11 protein-coding genes are annotated in these 19631 nt (G+C 53.0%); 4 read left to right on the forward strand and 7 right to left on the reverse strand.

From position 1 onward, the window contains the following. Nucleotides 1-2 precede the first annotated feature (2 nt). The 6 genes from DZC79_RS01625 to DZC79_RS01650 all read right to left on the reverse strand — a co-directional run bounded on the left by DZC79_RS01625 (nt 3) and on the right by DZC79_RS01650 (nt 11988). Nucleotides 3-5492: a hypothetical protein gene (locus tag DZC79_RS01625; protein ID WP_118949793.1), complete on the reverse strand. Its 5490-nt coding sequence runs from the start codon at nt 5490-5492 to the stop codon at nt 3-5. A 55-nt stretch (nt 5493-5547) separates the two neighbouring features. Next, nucleotides 5548-6327 carry a hypothetical protein gene (locus tag DZC79_RS01630; RefSeq protein WP_118949794.1) on the reverse strand — a complete coding sequence of 260 codons (780 nt, stop codon included), beginning with the start codon at nt 6325-6327 and terminating at the stop codon, nt 5548-5550. 16 nt (nt 6328-6343) lie between these two features. Continuing rightward, a complete protein-coding gene (locus DZC79_RS01635; protein ID WP_118949795.1) occupies nt 6344-8962 on the reverse strand; it encodes a hypothetical protein in 2619 nt (872 codons plus the stop codon). Between the two features lie 157 nt (nt 8963-9119). Then, nucleotides 9120-9731: a sterol desaturase family protein gene (locus DZC79_RS01640; protein ID WP_118950009.1), complete on the reverse strand. Its 612-nt coding sequence runs from the start codon at nt 9729-9731 to the stop codon at nt 9120-9122. A 140-nt stretch (nt 9732-9871) separates the two neighbouring features. Continuing rightward, nucleotides 9872-10822 carry a 1,2-phenylacetyl-CoA epoxidase subunit PaaA gene (paaA, locus tag DZC79_RS01645; RefSeq protein WP_118949796.1) on the reverse strand — a complete coding sequence of 317 codons (951 nt, stop codon included), beginning with the start codon at nt 10820-10822 and terminating at the stop codon, nt 9872-9874. 101 nt (nt 10823-10923) lie between these two features. Continuing rightward, complete coding sequence (locus DZC79_RS01650; protein WP_118949797.1) at nt 10924-11988, reverse strand: T9SS type A sorting domain-containing protein; 1065 nt, start codon at nt 11986-11988, stop codon at nt 10924-10926. A gap of 171 nt (nt 11989-12159) precedes the next feature. On the opposite strand from DZC79_RS01650, the gene DZC79_RS01655 reads away from it, so the two are divergent. The 4 genes from DZC79_RS01655 to infB all read left to right on the forward strand — a co-directional run bounded on the left by DZC79_RS01655 (nt 12160) and on the right by infB (nt 18838). Next, nucleotides 12160-13671, forward strand: a complete 1512-nt coding sequence (locus tag DZC79_RS01655; RefSeq protein WP_118949798.1) for a malate:quinone oxidoreductase — start codon at nt 12160-12162, stop codon at nt 13669-13671. A gap of 157 nt (nt 13672-13828) precedes the next feature. Beyond that, entirely contained in the window at nt 13829-14287 is a 459-nt protein-coding gene (locus DZC79_RS01660; protein ID WP_118949799.1) for a ribosome maturation factor RimP, read from the forward strand. A 64-nt stretch (nt 14288-14351) separates the two neighbouring features. Then, nucleotides 14352-15608 carry a transcription termination factor NusA gene (nusA, locus tag DZC79_RS01665; RefSeq protein ID WP_118949800.1) on the forward strand — a complete coding sequence of 419 codons (1257 nt, stop codon included), beginning with the start codon at nt 14352-14354 and terminating at the stop codon, nt 15606-15608. Between the two features lie 188 nt (nt 15609-15796). After that, nucleotides 15797-18838, forward strand: coding sequence for a translation initiation factor IF-2 (gene infB / locus DZC79_RS01670; RefSeq protein WP_118949801.1), 3042 nt, complete (start codon nt 15797-15799; stop codon nt 18836-18838). 54 nt (nt 18839-18892) lie between these two features. Here the strand turns inward: infB and DZC79_RS01675 are convergent, their stop codons facing one another. Beyond that, nucleotides 18893-19555 (reverse strand): hypothetical protein, encoded by a 663-nt coding sequence (locus tag DZC79_RS01675; protein WP_118949802.1) that lies wholly within the window; start codon nt 19553-19555, stop codon nt 18893-18895. Between the last annotated feature and the right edge of the window lie 76 nt (nt 19556-19631).

Genomic DNA, 19631 nt, shown 5'->3' on the forward strand with positions numbered 1-19631 from the left:
CGTTAACGGAAATAATGCTGAAAGGACCGTGAAGCCATTACCTCGTTGATAATATTGTTGAGCAAGGTCCAGTCAAAGTCTTTGTTGTTGTCTACGGTAAAATACAAGGTATACACCTGTGTGCCGGGCTGGCCAATATTCGCAGCCTGCTGCAGGTCCTGGTTGCTGATGGCGACTACCAGGCGGCGGGAGTTGCCCGCACCCGATCCTTCTTCGTTAATGGTTCCGGTCTTGGCATAGAAGTAGAAGCCGGGATGCGCGCCGCGCAGTCCACCCAGTGCATGGGCGGTGCCGCTGCCGCCATAGATCACATCGTTCATGCCTTTGAAGATATAAGCCGCCAGGAACTGGTTGAAGCTGCCGGCCCCGGTCCAGCTGGCATCGGTTTGCCAGGGCATTATGGTCCTTTCTCCGGGCAGCACGCCCAGGCGGAGGCCGCGGTTCTGGGTCAGCAGCGATGTGTACATCTCCAGCATTTTGAAGGGTGATACCTGGTAAGGATAACCGCCCAGCGTTGTCGTCTTCAGGCCCAGGTTGAAGTTTTGGTAAGGTTCCGTAAAGGCCCGTTGCGCCTGCAGGAAGCTGGATTGCTCAGGGAAGCTCCAGAGGAAATAGCTGCCTTTATTCTTCGACAAAGCCTTGTACAGCGTGCTGTCCACGATGTTGACGCGGGTATAGGAAGCTGGTATATTGCCATTGTCGTCAAACGTGTGGGTGCGCAGGCCGACATTGATCTCCAGGCCGTCGGCCAGCAGGGAATGCTCGTTGCCGAAGAAGCTTTTCTTTTTCTGCTCCCGCTCATTGGTCAGCGGCCAGGCGCCTTTCCGCTGGTTATAGTTGGGCAGGTAATACACACCGCCGTTGAAGGTGAATACCGGGTACGTATTGTTGGCGCCGGCAGTAGTGCTCAGCACATGCTTCAGGCTCATCATATTGTTCCGTATGAAAGCGCTGCGCGGATAAGAGCCCAGGAAGATCATCGCCGACTGGTAGAAATTGCTCGACACTTCAATGTATTTATCCAGGCTCAGCTCGGCACGGTAGTGATCGTCGTTCTCCCAGGGCTTCAGCAGCCTGAAGCCACCATAATTAACGTATTCGGCCTGTGCCGGCGCCGCCAGGTGCAGCTGTCCCCAGCCGGCATTGGCCTGCGAGGCGATCGCAGCAGCGATCAGCGGTTTTACCGAAGAGCCCGGCCCCAGCCGCATGGCCAGCAGGTTGCTGTTGCCCCACTGATCGCGTTCATTGCGGATATTGCTGAAGAAGAAATGTTTTTGCTGCAGGCGGGCAATGGACACCACATCATTGGGATCGAGCCGCACCCTGTTGCGTACAAAATCATTCATCAGCCGGAGATTACCGTCTGCATCGGCGGCGATCACGCTGAAGCGGAAACGCCGGTTGGACCGCGTCGTCTCCTCATAGGTGTTGTCGATCAGCGCTTGCACTCTATTGTACAAGGTATAGTCCAGGCTGATCGCAATGTTGTCCTGCAGCACGCTGTCGGCCTTGTAGGCATTGCGTATCGCATTGGCAAAATGATACATCCAGAAATTATGCTCCTTCTGGGGATAGAGGATCTTATAGCTCCCGTTGATCCATTTGTTGACGGCGAAGTAATTGCCCGAATTGCTATAAGCCATCACCAGCTTGTTGTTACCGGTATTGACCGTGGCAATGTCCTCGGGGTTGAAGCTGTTGGCAAAAGCCGCCTGGTACTGCACCAGGTTATTGCTGCTTTTCTTGTACAGCAGCAGTCCGGCTGGTTCCTGCTCTTCTTGCTGTACATCGAGTATGCCTACGGGTTGCTTCGCCCCGGCAAACCAGCTGGCCGGCATTACAGCCAGCTGCAGGCCGGCTACCGGGTCCTTCTTGAAGTAAGGCAGCGCAGCAGTGGTATTGCTGTTGTTGTAGCTAATGCTGATCATGGGGGTGGGCAGGCTCAGGTTCTCTGTCACCGCGCCGTTCCATACTTTTCGGTTCTCCACCGGCGGTAGCTCGAGATACAGGTGCTCATTATACAAAGCGCTGTACTGGTTGTTGTCGTAGAGCATATATAGCGGGTTGTCGATGCGGAAGGCATTGGCGGGCTTGCTGATCAGCTGCTTCAGTATGCTTCGGGTATAGTTGTCCGTCACCGAATCGCCGAGCAGGTCCTTGAAGCGGCGATCCTCGCCCAATACCTTGACCAGGCTGCTGTAGCTGTATCGCTGGCGCTTGCCGGCAAGGCTGTCCTGGATCTCGTACAAGATGGCATTGATATCTTTGTTGATATGGTTCTTGGTCTTTTCCACGATAATGGAAAAATTATTATTGCTCAGCTCGTTGCCTTTGATCGTGGTCAAAGCAAAGCCGGCGATCAGTACGGTAAAGAAAGCATAGCGGGCAAAATTGCTGCGCAGGTTCAGCTGGTACGAGCGGTAAGTGACCGGTTGCTGGGTCAGCGTAATGCCGAACAGCACCAGGGGCAATACTACGCTGAGCTTGCTCGTAAGACTGAGGAAAGGAAAGTCCTGGCCGAAGAATACGAAACGGTTGGTTGCTGTAAGCCATACGAACAGGCTGATGGTAAAGAACAACAGTAAAGGCAATACACCTGCATAAGAACGGAAGTTGAGCCGGTAATAAGGCTCTTCGGTCAGCCGGTAAGAAATAAGATAGAGGATCAGCGGCAACAGGGTGAGCAGCAGCACCAGGTACATGGTAAAGTTGCCCAGCTCGCCAATGACAAAGCGGGCGATTACCACGTCGCGCGTTTGCGTATTGTAGTCTACGCCTACCTTGGAATAGGGCCGCAGGTTGATCACCGCATCGTTATGGTAAGGCTTATTGATATAGGAATTGATGAACCATTGGTTCTCGGCAGTTTCAATGATCTTCTGCGTCTGGAAGGAAGAATAGGGATTTTGTGCCAGCAGCTCGCTGATCGGCTGGTGGATAATGGAAGCCCGGTACTGTACGTGCTTGATGGCGTCGGTGGCTTTCGCTTCCATGAATTGCCGTGAGGGGGGAATGAGCAGCAGCACGATATAGAGGCCCAGCATGCCGCCCAGGATCATCGTAATTTTTTTCTGCTTCCGGTAGAAAAAGAAGAGCACAGCCGTAGGGATCAGTAGTACGAGCCCGATCACGATCAGCTTATAGGTCAGCAGGTAATAGAACAGCGACTTGAACGACAGTACCACCAGGTACACGATCAGTGCGGCGATACCGTAGATCCAGTAATTGTTGGGATTCAGCAGCATTTTCCTCAGCGTGGTATGCTGCGAGTTGTACGGCTTCTTCAGGAAATTGAGGAAGATATTCTTCAGCAGGATGAAGAGCGTGAACAGGATCGCGAAGCCACGGTCGGTGAGGGCAAAGAACAGGATAGTGATCAGCGTGAGCACGAAAGCCGGGTTGTAAATAAGATACTGCACATAAGCCTTCAGCCGGATATAGCCCATCGATTCGCCGGGCCGCACCCATTCCTGGTCGAATTGATAGTACCGGTTGCTGAGCATCGTGAAATAACAATAGCCGATCACCGGTAGAATGATCGAGCTGACACGCGTGAGGATCTCGATATGCAGCAGCTTGCTGTTGAGGAAAAACAGCACCGTGCATAAACCGATGAATACCGCATAGGCCTTATTGATCCGCGGCGCGGTTTTCAGATTCCATTTTTCAGCAGGAGAAAAGAGGAAGGGCTTGTCCTTGCTGCTGCGGTAACGATAAATACTCAGGATACCGAGGAAAAGGAAGACCCACACCAGGGTAAAGGGTATCGGCAGGTGTATGCTGCCCCAGCGATAATCAAAGTTCAGGATCGTATGCTCCAGCTCATACTTGGAAATATTTTCCAGCGGGGGGAAGGTAGCCAGGCGCCAGAAAAGGATAAACCGGAGAATGAGCAAGGCGTAGATCACCGCAAACAGTACCGGCTCGATACGCACGAGGTTTCTGCCGGGAAAAAAGATAAGCACGAGCAGCAGGCTGATGTAGAGCAGCGCAGAGAACAGGATCAGCTTGCCATAGTGAAAGCCGTTATCGGAATAATCCCGCACTGAGAACAGATAACGCACTCCGGGATCGGAAGATTGCAGGCTGAAGCGGTTGTTGTCGACACTACGGTAAGCGCCATTCCGGTTGTTGTCTGCAATGCCGAAGCGCATGGGTACATTGGGCTTTTGCGACAGGTAGTCCATGGTTCCCATCACAGCATAGTCTGTGTTAAGTCCGTAGTTATGAAAGTAAAAGCCCTCGCGCAGGTCGGAAGCCAGGATATCATCGTTGTTGTTGGCGATAAAACGAAGGTTCTTATTGCCTGCCACCTGTCGTTCCGCCGGGCTCGACAGCAAATAGGCCGGCGGATAATCGAACAGCAGCGCTACCGCCTCTCCGCTCTTGTCACCGTATTCGGCAGTATTGATTGTGCCCAGATAAGCTTTCTCCTGTATGTTATGGAAGCCGATATAGAATTTCTTTCCAAAGGAGATCGCCGTTTTATTGTTCAGCCGGGCCGCTACAGGTTGCCCGTCGGCCGTCAGGTGGTAACCGTTTCGGATAAGGCTCTGGGAGGGGAACAGGGAATAAGCGCCTTCATTGCCGGGGCTGTAATGCGTGAGCAGGTAGCTTTCGCCGATCTGCCGCAGGATGAATTCCAGCACGGCATAGCTCTCGTTGCGGCCTGCCGCAAAGCTGCGGCTGTTCAGCAGCAGGTTGTACAGCGACTTCCCTTCCTGCAGCGCCGTCTCTTCGATATCGATATGATCGGAATAGGGCAACGGAATATTGATCTCTTCAGCAAGCTGACGGTCGTTGGAACGGATCTCGATGCCGTACACGATCTTCTTTCGCTTACCGGGCTTCAGGAAGTCGAACCAGCCACCGGTGGCTTCGGTCATGCTGACCTCGATGCGGTTGCTGCTGTTCTCCAGCGTAAAGCCTTTCCGGAATACCTGGGGGAAAATATCATTGACCGGAGTATAGACACTTTCTTCGCCGGTCTGTACAAATATGGGCTGATAAAAGCCCGAGCAGCTGAGCTCCGCCTGATCATTGACTTTTCTTTCAAAGGTCAGCGAACCCCCGCTGGCCAGGGTATCTTCAGCAGGTAAGGTAAACGCCAGCGATTGCCTGAAAGTAATGCCCGTATTGCTGATACCATGGTAATCGTTGTTAAGGAACCAGGGACGGCTGCCTGAAGGATTGACTGTACACAGGATACAGACCACACTGCTGATGAAAACGATGGTCATCAGGCCAAAGGAAAGGATCACCTTGTACTTGCGGATCACCTGCGCAGCTTTGGCTTTCACCGCATCCGTAACCTCGGGCATATCCGTTTTCCGGTAGATGAGGTTCTCTATGTTGATCTGCGCAAAATAGTACAGCAGACAGGCGATAACAGCAATGCTGAGGAACCAGCTGATAATGCTGCCCAGGAAAAGGTTGAGCAGTATGATCGCCAGCGCCGGCAGCAGCAGGTATAGGATACCCTTTATTTTCATGCGGGTCTTTTTATCGGTAGGTAATGATAGCGTAGATAGATGAGTTAATCGCAGGTCAGATATTGCGGATACGGTAGCCCGCGATGATCGACTCGTCGAGGCCGCCGGAAGCCTGTTCTTTCAGGAGGTCCAGCAGCGGCTTGATGTGCTTGGGTATCTTATCTACCGGCGTATCCCTGTTGATCTCTGTTGCGAGACCTTCTGCGGGATTTTTCCGGCTAATGAGGTACTGGATATTCGCTTCGTCGTAGGGCTGTTTCTTGGCGATTTTATAGCGGGTAAGGCTGCTGTAATGGCTCATGATCTTCATCAGCATCTCTTCGATCTCCCGGTGCGATCCTTTTTCCATGGCTTCATGCATGGGCGCTACCAGCTTGCGGAAGGCCTCGCCGTAGTATTCGTTGTCAAAGCTGCGATGGCTTTCCAGCTGTTGCTGCAGGCTTTCCTTTTCCTTCATCAGGGCATTCAGCTGGCTCTTCAGCTTCTGGTCCTGTTGTGTGCGGCTGCCTGCCGTTATTGCAGCAGGGACTTCGGCCTCTGTTGCTGCCTGCACCGGCGGCGCTGCTTTCTTCTTCCCCGATGCAACTCCCGCGATGATGCCGGCCACAAGCGCGCCTGCCGCAAATCCTATCAGGATGGGCAGCCAGGCAATCCCTTGCTTTTCATCGGTGGTATCCACGTCGGCGCCGCTGATCCCACCGGCCTCACCGCCTTCTGCCAGCATGGTGTCCTGCTGTGCCGCAGCGCTGTCGGTCGCATGGCTGCTGTCTGTTTGGGCGCTTACCCATCCCGTTGTCATCCCGGTCAGCAGCAGCAAAAAAAGAAAACGTTTCATTGTCGGAAGTTTTTGCTTAGAAATATAAGGGGTTTGACGAAGGGGGATTATTATTGTTGTCATTACTGTTGCCGCTGTTCTCTGTCGACGGTGGCGGTGCAGCCGGCGCCGGCATAATATCGTCGCGCTCCAGGCTGTTCAGGTACTTCTCATCGATATAGTTGGGAAACAGCGAAGGAATGATCAGGCTCATGTCGCTGTTCTCCGTGTCTTCGATCGCCCGCATCGGCGCAATGCAGTCGATGATATCATTGTGCTTCCTGCGGATAAAGTAACCTTTATGGGTAAACTCGATATCCGCTTCATAGGCCACTCCCGGCCGCTTTTGGAAAATATCGTTGCCGCTGATACGGTAGGTCTTGGAGCCGATGAGAAACTGGCTGGTCTGCAGCTTGTCGAAGTTCAGGTTATGATCGAAAGCCAGCACCTGCTCTTCCGCCTGGTCGAAATTGTTCAGGTCGTTGAAGATGCGCGCGAACAGCGATTTGCGCGGGGCCGCCGGTTTCTTCGGCTGTGGGGCCGCAGGCTCCTTGTCGCCGAATACCAATTGGATAGGGTAGCCTGTCATCTCGGCATTTACCCGGATCGAGTTGTTAAACACACCCTTGATACAGATGTCTTTCAGCTCGCTGCTGTTGAGCAGGTTGATTTGTCGCTCGCTTACCTGCAGCTGCTGCACCAGGCTCTGCTTCATCTTATCCACCAGCGGCTTGAACATGAAGCTGCGGCCGGTAAGGATGATCCCCGCACAGTTGAAGTCTTTCTTGTTATCCTTGATCAGCCGGATATAGCGCACAGCCGTATCCGCAATGAAATCGCAGGTCTCGCTGATATAATTGTAGAAGTCCGACACATTCTCGACCCCGCTCAGCAGGCTGATCAGCGTATTGATGCCATCGCCATATTCAATAAGATCGCGGAAGCCGATGTCGCCGCTTTTGGCATGATCCCAGGTATCCCTTACCTGGTCGCTTACGTGTGTGCCTTTATAGTTGAACTTTAACCGTTCCAGCTCGTTGTAAAAATTATTCTTCCGCTCCAGGTCGTCGCTGGTGAGGATGCGCACCACCTTATCCTTAATGTACTTGATGCTGCTTTGATGCGTCTGCGCTGTCTGGCGGATGTAATGCAGCAGCGTTTCAAAAATGGCATACGTGATCATATTGCCTGCACCCGAAAAACCGTTGCGGTACACGGGATTCAGGTCAAAGATGTTCTCCTTTCCCGTGCGGATGATCGAGAAGTCGGTAGTGCCCTTGCCCGAATCGATAATGATATAATCCCTGTCCTTCTCGATCGAAACATTGTTCTTGTTGATATAGCCGATGAAGGAGGCATCGCTTTCCGATATGGTCGATACTTCCCAGGCCAGGATGCGGTCCTTGTATTCATGCGCGCTCAGCTCACGGAAGATGTTGTGCAGCTGGTACTGGATATAGTTGATGTCGTTGGTATCGTAGATATTGGGCACCAGCAGCGTCAGGCGGATAAAGCGCGTCGCCTTATCGTACCGGATAAATTCCTTCTTCAGGAAGGACGCGATCATTACCTTAAGAATGGTATTGTACACCTTTTGCTTGATCTCGCTCAGCTTGATGGGAATGCCATAGCCCTGCTTCTCGATCTCGAAGCTTACGCCGCTCAGCAGGTCCTCATGCTTGTGAATGATCTTCAGGTTAGGCAGCTGGTGAAACTTCTGTGCAGTAAGCGTATTGAAGCCGTCCTTGGTATTTACCAGCATCTTCAGGTTATCGGCAATGTTCTTGATGAAGACCTCGCGGTCGATATCCTCGTAATCGCCCGTCAGCTGCTCCTTCAGGTAGAAAAGCGATTTGTAGAAATTGGTATTTTTCTCTTCCTGGTAAAAGTCCACCACTTCGTTCTGCGATACCCAACCGTTGCTCTTGTGGAAGGACACGATGTTGCGGAAGAGGTTTTCGATCTCGGGCCTTTTTTCCTGCAGGTTAAAATCATTGGTATAGCGCTTTACCGCCATCTGGCTGGATTCGGAGCCGAAGTCCAGCGCAATGCCCAGGAACTGCGAAGGATGCGCCAGGTAAAGGTCCACCGCGCTGGAATACTGCTCTTCGCCTACTTCCAGCACCACACGTAAGGTCAGCTTATTGCGGTCAAATAAGGCCTGGTCGATCTCCCGCATCTGCCGGCTTTTGACATGAATCACATTCTGCTTCGACTCGAAGCTAAGCGCCAGGTGGCTGTTGGCCTGCCCCAGCTGCCGCGCTTGCTCGGCAAGCGGTACGGCGGCTTCCGGTTTGGGCTTTTTATCGCGGCGCACGAAGGCTTCCAGGTCTTCGTAGCTGAGCCGCTCTTTGGGCTGCGTAGCTTGCTCCTCTGCGGGGTCCGGTGCGGCCGGCCGCGGCTCGAACAGCTTCAGCGTTACTACATCTTCGTTAAGCGTACACTCCGCCTCAATGCGGCTCATCGGAATATCTTTAGTCCCCTCCACAAAGGTGCGGATCACGCTGCTCCGCAGGATAGAGAAAAGGTTGAAGCCGGTAAGGCTCGGCACTTCTATAATATAGCTGTTGTTCTTCGGTGTAAAATGCTGTTCGGTCAATTCAAGCAGCATTTCCCTGCGATCGTTGATAATTACCGGGAGGGAATAAAAGTTCATGTACGGAAATGATTAATCGGGTAAAAAATCGAAACAAATGTAGCTTAAATTTGAACAGAGCGGCTTTTCGCAGGCGTATTGTTCCGGCAAAGCATTCGCTTTAACGAAAGCGCCCTGTTGCTTAAGGTAACAGGGCGCCCGTAATCCGGTTGAAGCTTTATTTCTTTGGCGGAACCGTGCCGAAAACATGGTCCCAGATCACGGAGCTGACCCCGAATCCTTTCTGGGGATATTTATAATGATGCAGGTGATGATTGCGCCAGAGGGCCTTCAGGAACGAAGGGGGGGTGAACGCATGAATGGCGTAATGCATGCTGCCATACATCAGGTAGCCGAACAGGAAGCCCGGGAAAAAGGCCAGCACATTCCAACCCATGATCCAGTACTGCAGGCTGAAGAAAAAGGAAGCCACGATAATGCTGGGCACCGGCGGCATGAACAGCCTTTCCCTGTCTCTCGGGTATTCGTGGTGAATGCCGTGCAGCTTATAGATCATCATGTTCAGCCGCGGACGTTCTGACACGAAATGGAAAACGAAGCGGTGCAGCACATACTCCATCAGGCTCCAGATCAGCGTGCCCAGCAGGAAAAACAGGACCATGCGGCCTGCGCCGAGGTATTTATAAGCATGTCCGTAATAGAGAAGAAATGCAATAATGGGAAGATAAAGGCTATAAATAACAATCGGGTGCGTTTTCGTCATCATCTCCAGGTACTCGCTCTGAAACAACCTGCCCTGGCCTTTATTTTTGATCTTGTCGATATGCATTCGATGCCGGTTTTGGTTTACGAATATAACACAAGTGCCATCAAAATTGTTGGTCTGTTTGTCGCCGGATGGCGGCATGTTGCCCGGTAAATTACGACAATTTAAAAAGCCGGCACCCCTATAAGGCGCCGGCTCCGTTTTTATGCCGCTTTGCGGCTGGTATTTCTTGCTTTTCGTTTCCCGGCATAAGCCTGTGCGGCTTCCCGCACCCAGGCGCCATCTTCCCATGCTTTTTTTCGGGCTTCCAGCCTTTCCTTATTACAGGGTCCGTTGCCTTTCACCACATTCCAGAATTCATCCCAGTTGATGGTACCGAAATCATAATGCCCGCGTTCTTCATTCCACTTTAAGTCCTTATCGGGAATGGTAAGGCCCAGTATCTTGGCCTGTTCTACGGTAATATCCACAAACTTCTGACGCAGCTCATCATTGCTGAAGCGCTTGATCTTCCATTTCATGCTCAGCATGGAGTTGGGGCTGTTGTCGTCGGTAGGGCCAAACATCATGATCGAGGGCCACCACCAGCGGTTGAGCGCATCCTGCGCCATCTTCCGCTGTACCTTGGTGCCTTTGCTCAGTGTGAGCATAATCTCATAACCCTGGCGCTGGTGAAAGCTTTCCTCTTTACATACGCGCACCATGGCACGGCTGTAAGGTCCGTAGGAAGCGCGACAAAGGGGCACCTGGTTCATAATGGCAGCACCATCTACCAGCCATCCTATAGCGCCCATGTCGGCCCAGGTAATGGTAGGATAGTTAAAGATGGAAGAGTACTTGGCCTCACCGCTGTGCAGCTGGCTGTACATAGTATCGCGGGTAACGCCCAGGGTCTCGGCGGCGCTGTACAGGTACAGCCCATGACCCGCCTCGTCCTGCACCTTGGCCAGCAGCACCGATTTACGGCGCAGCGATGGGGCGCGGGTGATCCAGTTGCCTTCAGGCAGCATACCTACGATCTCGCTGTGCGCGTGCTGGGAGATCTGCCGGATCAGCGTCTGGCGGTACTTCTCCGGCATCCAGTCTTTCGGCTCGATGCGCAGCTCGTTATCGATTTTCTCCTGGAACTGTTGCTCCAAATTGATCTCAGACATAGTACAATCCAATTATACAGGTCTCAAAGATACAACAATTGTCGTTAAGCCTTGTACGGTGCACCCGAAGTTACTGTAGGTTAACCTGATGAGGCCATTGGTTAATGGCTTACGGCTATCTTCTCATAATAAACCTCCTGCCCCTTTTGTAGCCGCAGCAGGTACAGGCCGTTGGGCCATTGGCGGACGTCGATGGTCGCCTGCCTGGCCCCCGGCGCCAGCACAGTCCGGAAAACGGCTCTGCCCGTGATGTCGAAGAAAGAAAGACTGACTTCTTCGCGCAGCGGCGTTTTGAAGGCCAGGCCCAGCTGCCGGGTAGCCGGATTGGGATACAGCTCCAGCAGCTCCCGGGCAGGTTTCGGATCTTTAATCCCTACAGGTATCGGATACAGGGTATCGCAGGGACCAGCCGTCATTTTTATGGAATAAAAGCTGTCGGAATAGCAGCGAAGAGTGTCGTACGGAGCGTAAGTGGTTGTGTAAACATCGGCCATGTTCAGGATGAGCCTGGTAGGCAAAAAGTTGCCGGCAATGCGTTCCACATACGTGCCGGGGAATCTATCATTCGTCCCCCCAACAGCTATGCCCCAGTTATACGCCGGATACGCTGTGGTGTTAAAGGGGGAGGTACCGGGGGCCTTCAGCGGATGGATAAAATAAGTCCGCAGGTGGGCCGTATCGTAAAGCAATACCCGCACGGAGTCCAGTACAAAGCAAAAGGAAGTATCGCCCGAAATGGGATTGGGCCTCAGGTCAGCATGTGACGGCCCGCCAGGAGTTGGCGGCACCGGCAGGCAAATGGTGTCGCCCTCCTGCGCATTGTACACGAACAGGGGCGTGAAGCGGTTAAAATTTTCATTGTAGATAAATACGGTGTCTGCATTGTCGTAGAAAAAGTAATCCATGTTATAGGGGTGGAAACCACCGTAAACCTCGCTGCGTATGTCGGTGATCACTTTGCGGCAGGCGATGCCGTCGATCACGGTATCCTTCAAGGATTGGGTATGAAAAGTGCTGTTGGTTTGTACCCTTGGCGTGCTCTGGTACTCGATATAGACGCTGTAATACCACCATTCGGCACCAACGGGAGCAAATTGATTTTGACTGTAGGCCCGGACGCCGAGCAATGCCGCTAACAAAAAGAGAAGATAGATTTTGGTTTTCATGACGGATAGTATTAATGATGATCGAATGTATATATAATATTTGTTGTTTGATTAGCCCTTTTGTCATGTCAATGTCAAAATTTTGCGGTACATATCGATAGAATTGATGTGGAAAAGCAGGTTAAACGCTTGTTTAATTCTAATTTTGCAGTTCATTCTATTCTTTGGATCATGTCAAGAAAACAGGAAGAGCAAACCGTAGATGTGGTGCTGATCGGCGCCGGCATCATGAGCGCCACGCTGGGCGTGTTTTTAAAGCAATTGCAGCCCGACTGGACCATAGAGGTGCTGGAGCGCCTCGATGAAGTGGCCGCCGAAAGCTCGGCCGCCTGGAACAATGCCGGCACCGGCCATTCCGCGCTATGTGAGCTTAACTACACACCAGAAAAGGAAGACGGCACCGTCGACTGTACCAAAGCCTATAAGATCAACGAGCAATTTGAAACGTCCAAGCAATTCTGGGCCTACCTGGTGGAGCAGGGACATATCAAGGGCGACTTTATCCAGCCGGTGCCGCACATGAGCTTTGTGCGCGGCGAGCAGGACATGGCTTTCCTGAAGAAAAGAGTAGCCACGCTGACCCAGAATGCCTTGTTTGATGGAATGCAGTATAGCGAAGATCATGAAACCCTGAAAACCTGGGTCCCGCTGATGATGGCGCACAGGGACCCGGAGGAAAAAGTAGCCGCGACCCGCATGGATATCGGTACCGATGTGAACTTCGGCGCGCTCACCTGGTCCATGATCCGTTACCTGTTCCGCCAGCCGGGCGTAGGCATTCATGTCGCACATGAGGTAAAAGATGTGGAACGCAGCGAGGACGGCCAATTCTGGGAGATCAAGGTACGCAACATGACCACCGATCAGACCCGCAAGATCCGCTCCCGCTTTGTCTTTATCGGCGCCGGCGGTGGTGCGCTGCACCTGCTCGAAAAGTCCGATATACCCGAAGCCAAAGGCTACGGCGGCTTCCCGGTAAGTGGCCAGTGGCTGCGTTGCATTAACCCCGATATCATCGAAAAGCATCATGCCAAGGTCTATGGCAAGGCCGCTGTGGGCGCGCCGCCGATGTCGGTTCCGCACCTCGACAGCCGTATGATCAATGGTAAGAAAGAGCTGCTGTTCGGACCCTTTGCCGGTTTCTCCACCAAGTTCCTGAAGAACGGCTCCTACATGGATCTGCCTTCCTCTATCAAGTTCAACAATATTGTACCCATGATCCAGGTAGGCCTGCATAATATGCAGCTGACCAAATACCTGATCCAGCAGGTAAGGCTTTCCCCGGAAGAAAAGCTGGAAGCGCTGAAGGAATTCTATCCCGATGCGAAGCTCGAAGACTGGGAGCTGGCCATTGCGGGGCAACGCGTGCAGGTAATCAAAAAGGATAAGAACGGCGACGGCATCCTGGAATTCGGTACGGAGCTGGTACATGCCGCCGACGGCTCCATCGCTGCCCTGCTGGGTGCTTCGCCCGGCGCTTCTACCTCCGTTTCCGTGATGCTCGACCTGCTGAAGGCTTGCTTCGGGGAAGAAATGAAGACCGCTGCCTGGCAGGAAAAGCTCAAAGAAATGATCCCCACTTACGGACAGCACCTGAGCGGCAACCCTGCCCTGATCGAAAAAACAAGAAGCTGGACCAGCGCCGTGCTCAGGCTCGATCCGGGAGTGGCCGAGCCGGTATAGATTTTAATTATACCAGCAACAATGGCCAGATAAAATTTGGATTGAGATCAGAAAATTACTTATCTTTGCACAGCATTAGAAGAAAAGGGGGCCCGAAGCCCCCCTTCTTCGTTTTTAAGTACGTGGCGGCCCGGGGTCGTACCTCTTTGAAAAACAAATGGAAAACAGCATTATCGGTCAGATCACAGAAAAGCTCGAAGCGCTTATCGAAGGCTCTTCTCTTTTCCTGGTGGACCTTAAAATAAAACCGACCAATAATATCAAGATCTACCTGGATGGCGATACCGGTGTTACCATCGATGCCGTATCCAAGATCAACCGGTCTTTATACAAGCAGCTGGAAGAAAGCGGAATGTTCCCCGATGGCGACTTTTCGCTGGAGGTGAGCAGCGCCGGCGTAGATGAGCCGCTGAAGTTTCTGCGGCAGTACACCAAGAACCTGGGCCGCAAAGTGGAGATCACCCTGAACGACGGCGCCGTGAAAGAAGGCGTGCTGAAAGCAGCAACCGAAGGCGAGGTGACCATAGACGAGCCTGTGGGAAAGAAAAAAGAGACAAAGGAAACCGTTATTCCTTTCGACAATATTAAAAAAACAGTAGTACAAATCAGCTTCTGACGGGAAGCGCAATCGAAGGGTGCGGCGCCTGGCTCCGTTATCTTTCACTTTAATACTTTATCCAATGGCAAGTATCAATCTTATTGAATCCTTCCAGGATTTTAAAGAGGCGGAAAATATCGACCGCCCCACGCTCATGAAGGTGTTGGAAGACGTATTCAAGACCTTGCTCCGCAAGAAGTACGGTTCCGACGACAACTTCGACGTTATCGTGAACGACCAGACAGGTGACCTGGAGATTTTCCGTCGCCGCATTATCGTGGAAGACGGTTTCTCCGAAGACGACCTGGCTGAAGTGGAGCTGTCGGAAGCCCTGCGGCTGGACCCCGATTATACCGTAGGGGAAGAGCTTTACGAAGAGGTGAACGTGTTCGACTTCGGCCGCCGGGCGATCCTTGCTGCCAAGCAAACGCTCGCCGCCCGTATCAGCGACCTGAAGAAGAACAGCCTGCTGCAGAAATATGCCGACAGAGTGGGCGAGATCATTACCGGAGAGGTGTACCAGATCTGGAGGAAAGAGCTGATGCTGCTCGACGATGATAACAACGAGCTGCTGCTGCCCAAATCGGAGCAGATCCCGGGTGATTTCTTCAAGAAAGGCGAGCCCATCCGCGCCGTGGTAAAGAAAGTGGAGATGCGCAACAATACACCTGTGATCATCCTCAGCCGTACACATCCTTCCTTCCTGGAAAAGCTGCTGGAGATCGAAGTGCCCGAGATCCTGGACGGTCTTATTACCGTGAAAAAGATCGTGCGCGAGCCCGGTGAACGCGCCAAAGTAGCCGTAGAAAGCTACGACGACCGCATCGACCCTGTAGGCGCCTGCGTGGGTATGAAAGGCAGCCGTATCCACGGTATCGTGCGCGAGCTGCACAATGAAAATATCGACATCATCAACTTCACCACCAATACGCAGCTGCTGATACAGCGCGCCCTTACACCGGCAAAAGTGAACCGTATCGATGTGAATGCCGAAAAGCATCATGTGGATGTGTACATGGATACCGACCAGGTATCGCTGGCAATCGGTAAAAAAGGCGTGAACATCAAGCTGGCGCAGCAATTGACCGGTTTCAGCATAGATGTTTTCCGCGACATCAAGGAATCTGCCGACTTCGATATCGACCTGGAGGAATTCAGCGACGAGATCGAAGAATGGGTGATCAGCGAATTCAAGAAAGTAGGTTGCGATACCGCGCTCAGCGTGCTCGACCTTTCTGTGGAAGAGCTGGTTCGCCGCACCGACCTGGAAGAGGAAACCGTGCGCGACGTTCGCCGCATTTTGGAAGCCGAATTTGAAGAAGATGGAAACGAAGCATAATAATTCGGCATTATTTAAATATTTGGGACGGGCAACAGTTAGGAAATTAACTACATTTGCAAGTCTCTATCGATTAAGTTAAAGCTCTCTTTTAGTTTTCAACCGGACTTAAGGCGGGCTCTTTTACCAAAAAAAATGCTGGAGGGAAATGCCCGATAGTCCGAAAAAGGTTGAAAGCTAATTCAAGAATGTCCATAGGAACAAATACACCACGATTACTGGCCGCGGCCAAAGAATTTAACATCGGAAAAGAAACACTCGTTGAATTTCTGAAAGGGAAAGGCTTTGAAATAGACGCGAGCAAACCTACAGCCAAGCTGAGCGGTGAGATGTACGAATCGCTGCAGGCTGAGTTTGCCACGGACAAAGCTACCAAGCGCAAAAGCGATTCTATCGCTTTGCCCAAAGGCTCGCTGATCGACAACCTCAACAAGTCGCACGAGCAGCTGGATCTTACTGCAAAGGATAAAAAAGAAGAAAAGGCAGAGCCGAAAAAGGCGGAAAAGCCCGCTCCGAAGGAGGAGCCCAAACCGGCTGCACCGGAACCGGCTCCTGCGCCTGCACCTCAGCCCGAGGTTGAAAAGCCGCAGCCTGCGCCCCAGGCGGAAGCGCCGGCGCCCCCCGCCCCCGAAACTGCATCCGGCGACGACGCCGGGCACATCGAGCTGCAGTCGCCCAAGCTGGAAGGCCCCAAAGTGCAGGGTAAGATCAATCTCGACGACCTGAATCTCAGCACCCGCCCCAAGAAAGGCGCTGTGGTGAAGAAGAAAGACGAAGAGAAAAAAGAAAGCCCCGCGGAAAAAGCCGAAGAGCCGGAAGTGCCGGCCAGAACTGAAGCGCCGGTGGCAGAACAGGCGCCCGCGCCACCACCTCCGCTTGCTCCGGAAACCCCGGCGGCGCCAGTGGTAGCCGAGCAAAAGAAAGACACTCCCGAAGACGATGCTCCCGAGCATATCGAAATGAAAGCGCCCAAGCTGGAAGGTCCCAAGATCATCGGTAAGATCGAATTGCCGGTCAATACCGTTGGCGGCAAACAGGAGCGGAAGGATAAGCGCAAGCGCAAGCGGATACCGCTGGAAGGCAAAAAGCCCGAGACCGGTAATACCGGCGGCCAGGGTCAGCAAAGGCAGCAGGGCGGCAACGCCGGCGGCCAGGGTAATCGCCCGCATGGCAACCGCCCCGGCGGCGGCCACGGCAATGCCCAAGGACAAGGAGGACATATGCAGCGCAGGGACAATCGTCCCGGTGGCGGATTCCAGTCTGGTCCCGGCCGCGACAACCGCAGGCCGCCTATGGGCCGCCCCGTACCCGAGCAGGAGATCGACGCCAAAGCAATTCAGGACAAGATCCGGGAAACACAGGCCAAGCTTTCCGGTGGCGGTGCACGCAACAAGAATCTTAAAGCCAAATACCGCCGTAACAAACGGGAGGAAATGGCTGAAAAACGTGCAGCGGCCGAACAGGCCAATGACGGCAGCGTAATACAGGTAACCGAATTCATCTCGGTGAGTGAGCTGGCGAACCTCCTGGACGTAAGCTTTGCCGATATCATCAGCAAGTGTATGAGCCTGGGGATTATGGTATCGATCAACCAGCGCCTCGACGCCGAGGTGATCGAGCTGGTCGCCAGCGAATTCGACCGCGAAGTGGAATTCATCAACCTGGAAGAAGGTTCGGATGATGAAGTGGAGGATGTAGACAACCCTGAAGACCTGAAGCCACGCGCGCCGATCGTTACTATCATGGGTCACGTCGATCACGGTAAGACCTCGTTGCTCGATTATATCCGCAACGCCAGCGTAGTTGCCGGTGAAGCGGGCGGCATCACCCAGCACATCGGTGCTTACAAGGTGACCACCGAGTCGGGTAAAGAAATTACTTTCCTGGATACCCCGGGTCACGAAGCGTTTACCGCGATGCGTGCCCGTGGTGCTAAAGTTGCGGATATTGCCGTAATCGTTATTGCTGCAGATGATGCCATCATGCCTCAGACGCGCGAAGCGATCTCCCACGCGCAGGCCGCCAATCTTCCTATGATCTTTGCCATCAACAAGATCGATAGAGAAGGGGCCAATCCTGAAAAGATCAGGGAACAGCTTTCCGGCATGAACATCCTGGTAGAAGAATGGGGTGGTAAATTCCAGAGCCAGGAGATCTCTGCAAAAAAAGGTACCAACATCGATCTGCTGCTCGAAAAAATATTGCTCGAAGCAGAATTGCTTGAGCTGACTGCCAATCCGGATAAGGAAGGCGTGGGTTCCACTATCGAAGCCTCCCTGGATAAAGGCCGCGGTTATGTATCTACTGTGCTGGTGCAGGCCGGTACCCTTAATTCGGGCGACATGATCGTTTCCGGCCAGTACTTTGGTAAGATCAAAGCCATGTTCAACGAACGCGGACAAAAGATCAGCGTTGCCGGCCCCTCAACACCGGTACAGGTGCTGGGTCTGAACGGTGCACCGCAGGCAGGTGAGAAATTCAAAGTATACAGCGACGAAAGCGAAGCGAAGAGCGTAGCTAACCATCGCGCGCAGATCATGCGCGAGCAGGGACTGCGCAGCCGCAAGCACATTACCCTCGACGAGATCGGACGCCGTCTGGCACTGGGCAACTTCAAGGAGCTGAACGTGATCATCAAGGCCGACTTCGACGGCTCGGCCGAGGCCCTCAGCGATTCGCTGCAGAAGCTGTCTACCGAAGAAGTCGTGGTCAATGTAGTGCTGAAGGGTGTAGGTCAGATTACCGAGAGCGATGTGATGCTGGCCAGCGCTTCCGACGCGATCATGCTGGGCTTCCAGGTGCGTCCTTCGCCCCAGGCTGCCCGCCTGGCCGACCAGGAGAATATCGAGATCCGTTACTACTCCATCATCTACGATGCGATCGCAGAGATCAAAGCGGCGATGGAAGGTATGCTGGAGCCTACGCTGGAAAAGAAAGTGGTGGGCAATATCGAAGTGCGCGAAGTGTACAAGATCAGCGGCGTAGGTACTATTGCCGGCTGTTACGTGCTCGATGGCAAATTTACCCGCAATACCCGCATCAACCTTATCCGCGACGGTATCGTAGTACACACAGGAGAGCTGGCCTCCCTCAAGCGTTTCAAGGACGATGTGAAAGAGGTAAATGCCGGTTACGAATGTGGTCTGAGCATACGCAATTACAACGATGTGCAAGTTGGCGATGTCCTCGAAGGATACGAAGAAGTGGAAGTGAAGCGGAAGCTCGCCTGACGCAAACAAGAAATAAGCAATACCCCGGTTCCGTACCGGGGTATTTTTTTGCCGCTACAGCTGATAGCTGAAGCTGATATTGCTCAGCGGTTCGAATTGTACCGACATCCCCTCTTTGGGAATATAAGGCTGCGCGTTCGATTCAAAATAGCCCTGACGGCTTCGTACCATACCGGCCCGCAACCGCGTCCCTGCAATTACCGAAACATGCCGCGACAGGGAATAGCTTATTTTCAGCTCGGGATAAATGCCCGTGTATAGCCTGCGGCAATGGATGGTAAGCCCCTGGCCATTGCTTGCATTGCGAAAGTCGGCGCCGCCGAAATCCGTGCGGTCGTAAAAGAGACCGGCTTCTGCCAATAAAGCAAAGGAGTGAACCAGGTTGATGCGGTATTCGTATCCCAGGGTTGCTTCAAAGCCTTTGCCGGATAGGACAAAGACAGGCCGGTTGAATTCATCGGCTTGCATCGTATAATCCTCCGGCTGCCGGCGGAGCCCTGCATGGATGATGCTGTGCGCATTCAGGGCCATCCCTATCTTCGCGGCGCTGAAGAGCAAGCCCTTGCTGGTAAGGGTTAAATTGTTGTCCATGCCTTGTTCGGGACCATAACGCAGCAGGCTGATATCGAAATTGATCCTGGGGTACTTCCGGGCGCTGGCGGTATAGCCCGCCGGCAGCAGTGCCAGCAGCAGGACAATAGAGACATAGGTTTTCATGGGCGGGTGTTTTAGCGTTTACTTCAATAACTTCTATTGTGCCGGACTTAGTATGTCGCCGGGGATAACCTTGTTT

Origin of the sequence: Taibaiella helva (assembly GCF_003545695.1) — a bacterium.
In the GTDB taxonomy this organism is placed as follows: Bacteria; Bacteroidota; Bacteroidia; order Chitinophagales; family Chitinophagaceae; genus Taibaiella; species Taibaiella helva.